At 72.1% G+C, this 14664-nt stretch carries 3 protein-coding genes; 2 read left to right on the top strand and 1 reads right to left on the bottom strand.

The features are described 5' to 3' along the window. A partial coding sequence (locus tag AOK24_RS48405; protein WP_159051829.1) for a hypothetical protein occupies positions 1-282 on the bottom strand: 282 nt, incomplete at its 3' end. 93 nt (positions 283-375) lie between these two features. Here AOK24_RS48405 and AOK24_RS09095 point away from each other — a divergent pair. Continuing rightward, positions 376-4566, top strand: coding sequence for an amino acid adenylation domain-containing protein (locus tag AOK24_RS09095; RefSeq protein ID WP_240553753.1), 4191 nt, complete (start codon positions 376-378; stop codon positions 4564-4566). Between the two features lie 5 nt (positions 4567-4571). Then, positions 4572-14664: non-ribosomal peptide synthetase (locus AOK24_RS09090; RefSeq protein WP_159051828.1), on the top strand; the 10093-nt coding region annotated here is incomplete at its 3' end.

Genomic DNA, 14664 nt, shown 5'->3' with positions numbered 1-14664 from the left:
CGAGTGGATGAGCCACTCGGCCATCAGGCCACTGCGTTTGGGGCTGGGACGGCGGCGGGTGCTGGTGCCGGTGCCGGTGCCGGTGCAGTGGATGAACCACTCGGCCAGTTGACCACCCCGGCCAGCGCGATGGCTGGACGAGTGGATGAGCCACTCGGCCACCAGGCCACTGCGTCCGGGGCCGCGGCCGATGCTGGTGCCGGTGCAGTGGATGAACCACTCGGCCAGTTGACCACCTCGGCCGGCGCGGTGGCTGGGCAAGTGGATGAGCCACTCAGCCACCAGGCCACCCCGCAGAGCGCTGGCGCAGTGGATCAGCCACTGGGCCAGTCGACCACCCGGGCTGGCGCGGTAGTCGGCGCGGCGGCTGGATCAGTGGCTCAGCCACTCGGCCTCTCCGCCACTCTCTCCGCTCGCCTCTCCGCGCTTGCCGCTCAGGAGTTCCGGCTGGGCGAGGACTTGCCGATCCGGGCTCATCTGATCGTGGTCGGGCCCGAGGAGCACGTTCTGTTGCTCGTGCTGCATCACATCGCGGCCGATGGGCAGTCGCTGGAGCCGCTGGCGCGGGATCTCGCGACCGCGTACGCGGCCAGGTCGGCGGGGCGGGCGCCGGAGTGGGCGCCGTTGGCTGTGCAGTACGGGGACTTCGCGGCGTGGCAGGAGGAGTTGCTGGGGGACGGGGAGGTTGTGGGGCCGCAGGTCGAGTACTGGACGCGGGCGTTGGCTGGAGTGCCTGATGAGTTGGCGTTGCCGGTTGATCGGCCCAGGCCGGCTCGGGCGACGCATCGGGGTGGGGATGTGGCCGTGCGGTTGGATCCTGAACTGCACAGGCGGATCAGGAAGTTGGCCGGGGAGACGGGGACGACTCCGTTCATGGTCGTCCAGGCCGCGCTAGCCGCGTTGTTGACCCGGCTCGGTGCGGGGACCGACATCCCGATCGGGACGCCGGTCGCGGGGCGGGCGGACGAGGTGCTCGACGACCTGGTCGGGTGCTTCCTCAACACGCTGGTGCTGCGGACGGACACGTCGGGCGACCCCGGTTTCCGGGAGCTGCTCGGACGCGTGCGGGAGACCGGCCTCGCGGCGCACGCGCACCAGGATCTCCCGTTCGAGCAGGTGGTCGAGGCGCTCGCGCCGCCGCGTTCGCTGGCCCGGCATCCGCTGTTCCAGGTGATGCTGGCGTTCCGGCCGAGCGAACCGGAGTTGCGGCTCCCGGGTCTCCAGGCGACGCCGATCGCGGTGGAGACGGGTGCCACGAAGGTCGATCTCACGTTCAACCTGGGCGAGTTGAGGGCGTCGGACGGTTCCCCGGCCGGTATCGAGGGGTTCCTCCAGTACAGCGCGGACCTGTTCGACCGCCGCACGGCCGAGGACCTAGTCGTACGGCTGGAACGGTTGCTGCGGGCGGCAGTCGACACCCCGGACCACCCCATCGGGGCGCTGGAGATCCTGGGGATGGACGAACGCCGCCGTATCGTCGAGGAGTTCAACGACACCGGGCGGGACGTGCCGGAGACGACGTTCCCGCGCTTGTTCGAGGAGCAGGCCGCGCGGCGCCCTGACGCGGTAGCCGTGACAGACGCCGAGCGAGAACTGACGTACCGCCAACTTGCGGCATGCTCAAACGACTTGGCGCGCACCCTGATCGCGTCCGGTGCCAGGCCGGGGCGCGTCGTCGCCTTCTCGCTTCCCCGTTCCGTCGACATAGCGGTGGCTGTCCTGGCCGTACTCAAGGCGGGCGCGGCCTACTTGCCGCTCGACCCGGAGCACCCGGCCGAGCGGACGGCGTACTTGCTGGCGGACGCGGACCCGGTGTGTGTGATCTCGCGGGACCGGATGGACGTCGGCTGCCCGGTCGTGAGCCCCGACGCCACGGGCGGGGAAGGTGAGTTGGCCGATCCTGGTCCGGCCGACGCCGCCTATCTGATCTACACCTCCGGAACTACCGGTCGCCCCAAGGGTGTTGTGGTGGAGCACCGCAACCTCACGAACTACGTGGTCCGTTGTGTCGAGGAGTATCCGAGCCTGAGGGGGACGTCGCTCCTGCACGCGACGATGTCGTTCGACGCGACGGTGACGACGCTGCACGGCGCGCTCGCGGCGGGCGGCCAGGTGCACATCGCGGCCGTACACGAGGCGGGCGACCGGCAGTTGACGTTCCTCAAGGCCACCCCGAGCCACCTCGCCCTCCTCCCCGTGCTGCCGCACGACATCTCTCCGGCCGAGGAGTTCATGCTGGGCGGCGAGGCCCTGGTGGGTGAGGCGCTGCGGGCGTGGCGCCGGGAGCATCCCGGGGTGCGGCTGATCAACCACTACGGGCCGACGGAGCTCACGGTGGGCTGTACGGATCACCGGATCGAGCCGGGCGACGAACTCCCGTCGGGTCCGGTGCCGGTGGGGCGGCCGATGTGGAACACGCGGGCGTACGTGCTGGATCGGCGTCTGAACCCTGTCCCGGCAGGCGTGGAGGGCGAGTTGTACGTGGGTGGCGCCCAGGTGGCGCGGGGTTACCACAACCGGCCCGCTCTCACCGGCGAGCGTTTCGTCGCCGATCCGTACGGTCCGCCGGGAAGCCGGATGTACCGCACCGGCGATCTGGCGGTCCAACGTGCCGACGGGACACTGGAGTTGCGCGGCCGGTCGGACGATCAGCTCAAGATCCGGGGGCTCAGGATCGAGCCCGGCGAGATCGAGGGCGCGCTCGCGTCGTACGACGGGGTCGAGCAGGCAGCGGCCATCGTGCGCGAAGACCGGCCGGGCGTAAGGCGGTTGGTGGGGTATCTCGTGGGCGCGGCCTGGCTGGACGCGGCGGACGTACGGGCGCACGCGGCGCGGCGGCTGCCCGAGCACATGGTGCCCGAGGCGTTCGTGGTGCTGGACGCCCTGCCGATGACGGCGAACGGCAAGCTGGACCGCGACGCGCTTCCGGCGCCGGTGGTCGAGCGCGGCGGTGACCGTGCGCCGCGCACTGCGACGGAGAGGGTGCTGCGCGACCTGTTCGCCGAGGTGCTGGGCCGTGACGTCGGCCTGGACGACGGTTTCTTCGACCTCGGCGGGGACAGCATCGCGTCCATCGACCTCGTCAGCAGGGCGCTCGCCGCGGGGCTGCGGCTGAGCCCGCGTGACGTGTTCGAGCACCGTACGGTCGCGGCCCTCGCCGCGCTTGCCGCCTCCCGTCCGGCCGCCTCGCGCGGGCCTGCTCAGGAGCCGGCGACGGGAGCCGTTCCGCTCACTCCGGCGATGCACCGGCTGCGTGAACGCGGGGGCCCCATAGGTCAGTTCAGCCAGTCGACGGTGCTCGTCACGCCGGTCGGTGCCGACGAGCGGAGTCTCACCGCCGCGCTCCAGGCCGTCGTCGACCACCATGACGTGCTGCGGATGCGGGTCGGCGCCGATTGGTCGACCGGCATCCCCGCGCCGGGCAGCGTGCGGGTCGCGGTGAAACGGGTCACCAGCCCGGAGGAACTCAAGACCGACCGACTCGCGCCAGAACAAGGCGAGTTGGTGCGGGCGGTCTGGTACGACGCCGGGCCCGGACGGCAGGGGCGGCTCCTTCTCACGGTTCACCATCTCGCCGTGGACGGCGTCTCCTGGGGCATCCTCCGCGCCGACCTCGCCGCAGCATGGCGTGGAGAGCAACTCCCGCCGAAGGGAACACCGTTCCGACAGTGGGCGCGTCTACTGGAGGGCGAGGCGGAGAAACGGCTTCCTGAACTGGACGTCTGGCGACGCCTGTTGGACCACCCCGCGTCCGACGACCGCTCCCCCGACCCGGCACGGGACGTCGTCGGCACCGTCCGGCACCTCACCCGCATCATCCCGCCCGAGCCGGCCAACGACCTGCTCACCACGGTCCCGGCCGCCTTCCGCGCCGGTCCCGATGACGTGCTGCTCACCGCTCTCGCCCTCGCGTTCACCCGCTGGGACCAGCGTCCGGCGCTGCTGGTGGACGTCGAACGGCACGGCCGGGAGGACCTGTTCGAGGACGTCGACCTGTCGCGCACGGTCGGCTGGTTCACCAGCGTCGTACCGGCCCGACTCGACCTCGCGGACGTCGAACTCTCGGACGCCGCAGGAGTGTTGCGGGCGGTCAAGGAGCAGATGCGGGCCGTACCGGATCACGGCATCGGGTACGGCGTGCTGCGGCACCTCCACCCGGAGGGGGGCGCCGCACTCGCTCAACTCCCGGCGTCTCAGGTCGGGTTCAATTACCTGGGCCGTGCGACGCGCGAACTCCCCACGAACGACTGGGCGTCCGTCCCCGACGAACTCCCCAGCGATCTGGCGCTCGGTGCCGCGCACGATCCTCGATTCCCCGTCGCGCACGGCCTGGAGGTCACCGTCGTCGCCGATGACGACGGACTGCGGGCCGTGTGGTCCTGGGCGCCCGGCATCTGGTCCGAGGCCGAGGTCGAGGCGCTCGCCGATCTGTGGTGCGTGGCGCTCGACGAGTTGAGCCGCACCGGCGCGGCGGGCGGGCACACGCCGTCCGACCTGCCCCTGGTGTCCCTGTCCCAAGCAGAGATCGACGAACTCGAAGCCGAGTTCGGCAGCGAGTGGAGGTAACCCCGGTGACCCGGTCCGGAATCGCGGATGTCCTGCCCCTGTCGCCGCTGCAAGAAGGGCTGCTCTTCCACGCCCTGTACGACGACGATGGCAGTCCCGACGTCTATGCGGCCCAGCAGGTACTGGAGTTGACCGGCAAGGTCGACCCGGCCGCCATACGCGCCGCCGGTCAAGCGCTCCTCGACCGGCACCCCAACCTGCGCGCCTGCTTCCGGCGCCGGGAGGCGGGAGCGCCGGTACAGATCGTCCCCACGGACGTCGAACTCCCCTGGGCCGAGGCCGACTTGTCCTCGCACGGCGACTCCGAGCGGGACGCCGCCTGGCAGCGCCTCCTCGACGAGGAGCGCGCCCGGCGCTTCGACCTCGCCAGGCCGCCGCTGCTGCGGTACCTGCTCGTCCGGCTCGGCCCTGAGCTGCACCGGCTGATCATCACCAACCACCATATTCTGCTGGACGGTTGGTCCAAGCAGCTCCTCACCCGCGAGTTCGCCGCCCTGTACGCGGGCGAACACCCGACCGCGCTCGCACCCGTGCCGCCCTACCGGGACTACGTGGCGTGGCTGGCCCGCCAGGACCGTCCGGCCGCCGAACAGGCCTGGCACGACGAGCTGTTCGACCTCGACGAGCCGACCCACCTCGCACCCGGCGCCCCCACAGCGCCCGTGCTCCCGCACGAGTTGATCGTCGAGTTGCCCGAGGATCTCACCAACCAAGCCGAACGCACGGCCCGTTCCCTCGGTGTCACCCTCAACACCCTTGTCCAGGGCGCCTGGGGCGTACTCCTCGGGCGGCTCACGGGGCGGTCCGAGGCGGTGTTCGGGCAGACGGTGTCGGTGCGCCCGCCCGAGCTGCGGAACGTCGCCTCGATGGTCGGGTTCTGCATCAACACCGTGCCGCTGCGGGTGCGTTGGGACGAGCATGCGACCGTCGCCGACCTTCTCACCGGGCTCCAGTCGCGGCAGGCGGGACTCCTGCCCCACCAGTATCTCGGGCTCGCCGACATCCGCCGGGTCGCCGACGTCGGCGACCTCTTCGACACGCTGCTCGCCTTCGAGAACCATCCCGGCGCCCAAAGCGACTCCCCCGTACGTCAGTTGACCGGCCGCGACGCCACCCACTACCCCCTCACCCTCGCCGTCCTCCCCGCCCGCCGCCTCGCCCTGCGCCTCTCCTACCGCCCCGACGCCTACGACGAGCCCGGCGCCCGCCGACTCCTCGACCGCTTCACCGTGGTCCTCGCGGCGCTGGCCGGTGACGTGTCGCGGCGAGTCGGCGAGATCGAGGCCCTGCTGCCCGGCGAACGGGAACAACTGCTGCCGCCCACACCGGCCGCCCCCGAACCGCCCGACGCCACGCTCCCCGAGCTCTTCGCCCAGCAGGCGGCCCGCACCCCCGACGCGACGGCCGTCGTCTACAACGACACCCGCCTCACATACTCGGCCCTCGACACGTACTCCAACCGCCTCGCCACCCTCCTCACCGCCCACGGCGCCGGCCCCGAACGGCTCGTGGCCCTCGCCCTGCCGCGCTCCGCCGAGCTGGTGGTCGCGGTCCTGGCGGTGCTGAAGACGGGCGCCGGGTACGTGCCGATGGACCCGGCGTATCCGGCGGAACGGTTGGCGTTCATGCTGGCCGACTCGCGGCCGGTACTGGTGCTCGCCGGGGACGGGGTGGAGGTGCCGGCCGGGTGCGAGGTGCCGGTGGTGCGGGTTGGAGCAGTGGATGAGTGGCCTGTGGATGAGTGGCTGAGCCAGTCATCCAGTGAAGGCGGGGCAGGGGTGGAGCAGTGGCTCAGCCACTCATCCACCACACCCACGGCCGATCCCACCCGAGTGGCTGAGTGGCCCAGCCACTCGCCCGCCTCCGCACCGCCCGTGGACCAGTGGCTGAACCACTCGACCACTCCCCCGCCAGCCACCCCGCCCCAGGCGGCCCAGTGGCTCAGCCACCCGTCCACCACCGCCTACGTCATCTACACCTCCGGCTCCACCGGCCGCCCCAAGGGCGTCGCGATCCCCCACAGCAACGTCGTGCGGCTGCTCTCCGCCACCCGTCGCTGGTTCGACTTCGGGCCGGGGGACGTGTGGACGCTCTTCCACTCGTACGCGTTCGACTTCTCGGTGTGGGAACTGTGGGGGGCGCTGCTGCATGGCGGGACGTTGGTGGTGGTGCCGTTCGAGGTGAGCCGGGACTCGGGGGAGTTCTTGCGGCTGCTCGTGCGCGAGCGGGTGACGGTGGTGAACCAGACGCCGTCGGCGTTCGGGGAGTTGTTGCGGGCGGACGCGGCGGCGCCGGAGCTGCGGGGGCGGTTGGCGTTGCGGTATGTCGTGTTCGGCGGGGAGGCGCTGGATCCGGGCGCGGTGGTCGAGTGGTTCGGCCGGTACCCGCAGGACGCGCCGATGCTCGTGAACATGTACGGGATCACCGAGACGACCGTCCATGTGACCGGGCTGCCGCTCACAGAAGAGGTGGTCGGGGACGGCAAGGGACGGATCGGGGAGGTGATTCCCGACCTGCGGGCGTATGTGCTGGATGCCGGGTTGCGGGTCGTACCGCCGGGCGTGGCAGGGGAGTTGTACGTCGCCGGGGCCGGGCTCGCGCGTGGGTATCTGCGGCGGCCGGGGCTGTCGGCGGAGCGTTTCGTCGCCGACCCGTACGGCCTGCCGGGAACCCGGATGTACCGCTCCGGCGATGTCGTGCGCTGGAACGCGCGCGGCACCCTGGAGTTCGTCGGACGCGCCGACGACCAGGTCAAAGTCCGGGGATTCCGGATCGAGTTGGGAGAGATCGAGGCGGCCCTCGCCGTGCACCCCGAGGTCGCGCAGGTCGCCGTCCTCGCCCGGCAGGACCGCGCCGACGACACGCGGCTCGTCGCGTACGTCGTCCCCGCGCCCGGGAAGGTCGCGCACTCGGCGACGCTGCGGCAGCACCTGCGGGAGCGGCTCCCGGAGTACATGGTGCCGAGCGCGTTCGTCGCGCTGGACGCCCTGCCGCTGACCGCGAACGGCAAGCTGGACCGGCGTGCGCTGCCCGAACCGCAGGTCGGGGCCGTCGGCTCCGGGCGGGCGCCGCGCACCCCGCAGGAGCAGATCCTGTGCGAGCTGTTCGCGGAGATCCTCGGTGTCCCCGAGGCCGGCGTGGACGACAACTTCTTCGACCTGGGCGGCCATTCACTCCTCGCGACCCGCCTCGTCGCCCGGGTCCGCGTCACCCTCGGTGTCGAACTCGAACTGCGCGCCCTGTTCGAGGCCGCGACCCCAGCCGGTCTCGCCGCGAGCCTCGCCGCCGCCGGACAGGCCCGCCTCGCCCTCGACGCCTCGCCGTCACGTCCCGAGCTGATCCCGCTGTCGTTCGCCCAGCGGCGCCTGTGGTTCCTGCACCAACTGGAGGGCGAGAGCGCCAACTACAACATCCCGCTGGCCTGGAGGCTCCAAGGCCCCCTGAACCGGGCGGCGTTGGAGACCGCGCTCGCCGACGTCGTCGGACGCCACGAGAGCCTGCGGACCGTCTACCCGCAGGTCGACGGCGTCCCGTACCAGCGGATCCTGGACCCGGACGAGGCGCGACTCCCGCTGCGGGGCGGGAACCTCACCGAGGACACGCTCGACGCCGTCCTCGCCGAGTCCCTCCGGTACGCCTTCGACCTGGCCGTCGAACTCCCCCTCTACGCCCAGCTGTTCGAGGTCGCAGAGGGCGAACACGTCTTACTTCTGGTGATCCACCACATCGCGGGCGACGGCTGGTCCCTCGGCCCGCTCGCCCAGAACCTCGCCGACGCGTACGCGGCCCGCTGCCGGGGCGAAGAGCCCGTCTGGGCCGAACTCCCCGTCCAGTACGCCGACTACACGCTCTGGCAGCATCAACTCCTCGGCGACGCGCAGGACTCCGAGAGCCTCTTCGCCCGCCAGGCCGCCTACTGGACGCGGACCCTCGCCGGGCTCCCCGAACAGATCCAGCTCCCCACGGACCGGCCCCGCCCGGCCGTCGCCTCCCACCAGGGCGGCTTCGTCAGGGTCCGCCTCGACGCCGAACTCCACCACGAACTCCGCGAGTTGGCCCGCACGCACGGCACCAGCCTCTTCATGGTCCTGCACGCCGGGCTCGCCGGGCTCCTCGACAAGCTCGGCGCGGGTGAGGACCTCCCCGTCGGCACCCTCATCGCGGGCCGCACCGACCAGGCGCTCGACGACCTGATCGGCTACTTCGTCAACACCCTCGTCCTGCGCGGCGACACCTCGGGCGACCCCACCTTCGCCGACCTCCTCGCCCGCGTCCGCGACGTCTCCCTCGCCGCCTACGCCCACCAGGACCTGCCCTTCGAGTACCTCGTCGAGGCCCTCAACCCGGCCCGCTCGCTCTCCCACCACCCGCTGTTCCAGGTGATGCTGGTCCTCCAGAACGCGCCCCGGGCCGACTTCGCCCCGCCCGGCCTGACCACCAGCACCGTCCAACTCACCACCACCACCTCCAAGCTGGACCTCATCTTCTCCATGTCCGAACGCCACACGGACGACGGAGAACCCGAAGGCATCGACGGCTTCGTCGAGTTCGCCGGCGACCTCTACGACACCGGCACCGTCCAGAGCATGGTCGACCGCTGGATCCGGCTCCTCCGGGGCGGAGTCGCCGACGCCCGGCTCCGGCTGAGCCAGATCGACGTCCTGTCTCCCGAGGAACGCACCGCCCTCCTGCCCACCCCGGTCCCGGCACCGGCCGGAGACCTCGTGTCCCTCTTCGAGGCCCAAGCACGGGACCACGCCGACGCGTTGGCCGTCGTCGCGGGCGCGGACCGCCTGACGTACGGCGAACTCAACGCCCGTGCCAACCGCTTGGCGCACTGGCTGATCGAACGGGGCGTCGGGGCGGAAGACTTCGTCGCCCTCGCCCTGCCCCGCTCGGCGGACCTCGTCGTGGCCGTCCTCGGTGTCCTCAAGTCCGGTGCCGCCTACCTGCCGCTCGACCCCGACTACCCCGCCGCACGCCGGGAGTTCATGGTCGAGGACACCCAACCGGCGCTGGTGCTGGACGACTTGGGCGTGGTGGGGGAGGGGTATCCCGACACGGACCCCGGTGTACGGATCTCCCCGGATCACCCGGCGTACGTGATCTACACGTCCGGCTCGACCGGTCGCCCCAAGGGCGTGGTCGTTCCGCACGGCAATGTGGTGCGGTTGTTCCGCGCTACGGACCAGTGGTTCGGGTTCGGCCCGGACGATGTGTGGACGCTGTTCCACTCGTACGCCTTCGACTTCTCCGTCTGGGAGCTGTGGGGCGCGCTGCTGCACGGCGGTCGGCTGGTGGTCGTGGACTATCACGTGTCCCGCAACCCCGAGGCGTTCGCGGCGCTATTGGCCGCCGAGGGGGTGACGGTCCTCAACCAGACCCCGTCGGCCTTCTACCAGCTGCCTTCTGATGCGGCTGGTCTGTCCCTGCGGTATGTGATCTTCGGCGGCGAGGCCCTGGAGCCCGCCCGCCTGGCGGACTGGCACGCCCATCACGCGGACGACGCTCCGGTGCTCGTCAACATGTACGGCATCACCGAGACGACCGTGCACGTCACGTTCGAAGCCCTCGACGCCTCCTCCGCCGAGCAGCCGTCCAGCGTCATCGGCACCGCGATCCCGGACCTGCGGACGTACGTCCTGGACCGGCATCTGAAGCTCGTCCCGCCCGGCGTGGTGGGGGAGTTGTACGTGGCCGGGGCCGGGCTCGCCCGGGGGTATCTGAACCGGCCCGGGCTGAGCGCGGAGCGTTTCGTCGCCGACCCCTTCGCCGGGTCCGGCACGCGGATGTACCGCACCGGTGACCTGGTCAGGCGGCGGGCGAACGGGGTGCTGGAGTACGCGGGACGCGCTGACGATCAGGTCAAAGTCCGGGGATTCCGCATCGAGTTGGGCGAGATCGAGGCGGCGCTCGCCGCCCACTCCGAGGTCGCGCAGGTCGCCGTCCTCGCTCGGCAGGACCGCGCCGACGACACGCGGCTCGTCGCGTACGTCGTGGGTGACGCGGCTGCGGACGACCTCCGTGCCCACCTGCGCGGGCGCCTCCCCGAGCACATGGTCCCGGCTGCGTTCGTGCACCTGGACGCCCTGCCGCTGACCGTCAACGGGAAGCTCGACCGCGCCGCCCTGCCCGCGCCCGACCTCACGCCGACGGAGTCGGGCCGCGCGCCGCGCACCCCGCGCGAACAGCTCCTGTGCGACCTGTTCGCGGAGGTGCTCGGCGTCGCCCAAGTCGGCCTGGACGACGACTTCTTCGACCTCGGCGGCCACTCCCTACTGGCCACCCGGCTCGTCGCCCGGGTCCGCGCCGCGCTCGGCGTGGAACTCGAACTGCGGGCGCTCTTCGAGTCCCCGTCCGTCGCCGGGGTCGCCGCGAGCCTCGGTACGGCGGGTGAGGCCCGCCCGGCGCTCGTCCCGGCCGCCCGGCCCGAACGCCTGCCCCTGTCGTCGGCCCAGCGCCGGCTGTGGTTCCTGCACCGCCTGGACGGCGGCAGCGCGGCCTACCACATCCCGTTGGCCTGGCGCCTGACCGGCCCGCTCGACCGCCCCGCCCTGGAAGCGGCCCTCGCTGATCTGACGGCCCGTCATGAGAGCCTGCGTACCGTCTTCCCGGATCTCGACGGCGTCCCGTACCAGCACGTCCTGCCCGAGCACCGCCCCCTCCTCCCGGTCACCGAAGGCGTGGACCTCGCCGCCTCCCTGGCCCGCCCCTTCGACCTGGCGACCCAACCGCCCCTGCGCGCCGACCTGTTCACCGACGGGCCCGGTGTCCACGTCCTCCTCGTCACCGTCCACCACATCGCGGGCGACGGCTGGTCCCTCGGCCCGATCAACCGCGACCTCGCGGCGGCGTACACGGCACGCTGCGCCGGCCGGGCCCCCGACTGGGCCGAACTGCCCGTGCAGTACGGCGACTACACGCTCTGGCAGGAGCAACTCCTCGGTGACGCCGGGGACTCGGAGAGCCTCTTCGCCCGCCAGGCTGCCTACTGGACGCAGGCCCTCGCCGGGCTCCCCGATCAGATCCACCTCCCCACCGACCGGCCCAGGCCCGCCACGCCCACCTTCCGAGGGGGCCAGATCCGCGTCGAGCTGGACGCCGAGCTGCACGCCGGGCTCCTCGACCTCGGCCGCCGTCAGGGCGCGAGCCTCTTCATGGTGCTCCAGGCCGGGCTCGCCGCCCTGCTGACCAAGCTCGGCGCGGGCGACGACATCCCTGTCGGCAGCCTCATCGCGGGCCGCACCGACCAGGCGCTCGACGACCTGGTGGGCTTCTTCGTCAACACCCTCGTCCTGCGCACCGACACGTCCGGCGACCCGACGTTCACCCAACTCCTGGGCCGCGTCCGGGAGTCGGCCCTCGCCGCCTACGACCACCAGGAGCTGCCGTTCGAGCACCTGGTCGAGGCCCTCAACCCGGCGCGCTCACTGGCCCGGCAGCCGCTGTTCCAAGTCCTGCTGGCGCTCCAGAACGTACCCGGCGGGACCTTCGAACTCCCGGGCGTGCAGGCCGAGATCGTGCCGGTGCACGCGCCCACGGCCATGTTCGACCTGTCGTTCCACCTGCTGGAGCGGGAAGGCGCGGGCGTCCACGGGTACGTGGAGTTCGCGGCCGACCTGTTCGACAGGGACGCGGTGGAACGGCTCCTGGCACGCTGGGTCCGGGTGCTGCAAGCGGCCGTCGCCGGACCGGAGTCGACCCTGAGCCGGTTCGACGTCCTGCTCGACGACGAATACGCACCTGAAGTGGCCGTCCAGCACAGGGAGTTCATCCCTCTGCCCGCCCTCTTCACCCACCGCGCCACCGAACTCCCCGACGCCCCCGCCGTCGTCTTCGAGGACACCACCCTCACCTACGCCGACCTCGAAGCCCGCGCCAACCGCCTCGCCCACTCCCTGACTTCACGCGGTATCTGCCCCGAGGACATCGTCGCGATCTCCCTGCCGCGAGGCGTCGAAGCGGTCGTCGCGACCCTCGCCGTCCTGAAGGCGGGCGCCGCCTACCTCCCCGTCGACCCCGAATACCCCGCCGCCCGGCGTGAGTTCATGCTCGCCGACGCCCGTCCGGCCCTCGTCTTCGACGACCCGGCAGCCGTCGACCCCGGCCCCGGTCACCTCGGCACCGCGCCCGAGGTGGCGTACGCCGCGCAGCACCCGGCGTACGTGATCTACACCTCCGGCTCGACCGGCCGCCCCAAGGCGGTCGTCATGCCCGCCGAGGCGCTCGCGAACCTCCTGCACTGGCACCATGCCACCCTCGGTGGCCAACCCGGCACGCGCGTCGCGCAGTTCACCGCCGCAGGCTTCGACGTCGCCGTCCAGGAGACCTTGTCCGCCCTGCTGTACGGCAAGACGCTGGTCGTGCCCACGGACGACGAACGGCGCAGCGCCGAACGGTTCGTGGACTGGCTGGAGCGGCACCGGGTCGAGGAGCTGTACGCCCCGACCTTGATGCTGGAGGCGGTCGCGCAGGCGGCCGAGGAGCAGGGCAGGGACCTTCCGGACCTGCGGCTGATCGTGCAGGCCGGCGAGGCCATGCGGGTCGGCGCTCTGCACGCCTTCCGGGACCGGCGGCTCCACAACCACTACGGCCCGGCGGAAACGCACGTGGTGACCGCCTACGCGCTGCCCGCCGGACACGACACCCACCCCGTCCCGATCGGCCGCCCGATCGACCAAGTCCGCGCCCACGTCCTGGACTTGGCGCTGCGTCCGGTCCCGCCCGGCGTCCCCGGCGAGCTGTACCTGTCCGGCACCTGCCTGGCCCGCGGCTACCTCGGCCGCCCCGCCCTGACGGCGGAGCGCTTCGTCGCCGACCCGTACGGCCCGCCCGGCGCCCGCATGTACCGCACCGGAGACCTCGCCCGCCGCCGCACCGACGGCGAGCTGGAGTTCCTCGGCCGCGCCGACCAGCAGGTCAAGGTACGGGGCTTCCGCATCGAACCCGGCGAGGTAGAGGCCGCCCTCACCGCGTACCCCGGAGTGTCCCGGGCGGCGGTCCTCGTCCGGGACGACCGCCTCGTCGCCTACGTCGTGCCCGCGACCGTGCCCGCCGCACCTCTCCTCGCCCATCTCCGCGACAGGCTCCCGGACTTCATGGTCCCCTCGGCCGTACTCGCCCTGGACGCCCTCCCATTGACGCCCAACGGCAAGCTCGACCGCGCCGCCCTGCCCGCACCCGCCCCCGAGGCGACGGGCCGCGCCCCGCGCAGCGCACGCGAACAGCTGCTGTGCGAGCTGTTCACCGAGGTGCTCGGCGTCGACCGAGTCGGCCCGGACGACGACTTCTTCGCGCTCGGCGGCCACTCCCTGCTCGCCACCCGCCTGATCTCCCGCATCCGCGCCACCCTCGGCGTCGAACCCGAACTCCGCGCCCTCTTCGAGGCCCCCACCCCGGCCGCCCTCGCCGCCCGCCTCGGCGACGCGGACACGGCACGCCCCGCACTCACCCGCCAACTCCGCCCCGCCGTCCTGCCGTTGTCGTTCGCCCAGCGCCGCCTGTGGTTCCTGCACCGCATGGAGGGCCCGAGCGCCACCTACGCCATGCCGCTCGCCCTGCGCCTGACCGGCCCCCTCGACCGGGAGGCACTCGGCCTCTCCCTCGGCGATGTGACGGACCGTCATGAAAGCCTGCGGACGGTCTTCCCGGACGTGGACGGCGTCCCGTACCAGCACATCCTGACCGACACCCACCCGACCCTGATCGCCACCGACACCGACGAGGCCGGCCTCCCCGAGGCGCTGGCCCGCGCCGCGCGCCGCGGATTCGACCTGGCCGCCGAAATCCCCCTGCGCGCCGAGCTGTTCACCCTCGCGCCCGACGAACACGTCCTGCTGCTCCTCCTGCACCACATCGCGGGCGACGGCTGGTCGCTCCGGCCCCTCTCCCGCGACCTGGCGACGGCCTACGCGGCCCGCACCCGGGGCGAGACGCCCGACTGGGCCCAACTCCCCGTCCAATATGCCGACTACACGCTCTGGCAACGCGACCTCCTCGGCGAGGAGTCCGACGCCACGAGCGCCTTCGCCGGACAGACCGCCTACTGGCGCGAGGCGCTGGCGGGCCTCCCCGAACAGCTCCACCTCCCCACCGACC

Origin of the sequence: Streptomyces niveiscabiei (assembly GCF_001419795.1) — a bacterium.
Lineage (GTDB): Bacteria > Actinomycetota > Actinomycetes > Streptomycetales > Streptomycetaceae > Streptomyces > Streptomyces niveiscabiei.
Note: the sequence above shows the minus strand (reverse complement) of the source record. Positions and strands in the feature narration are given on the sequence as shown.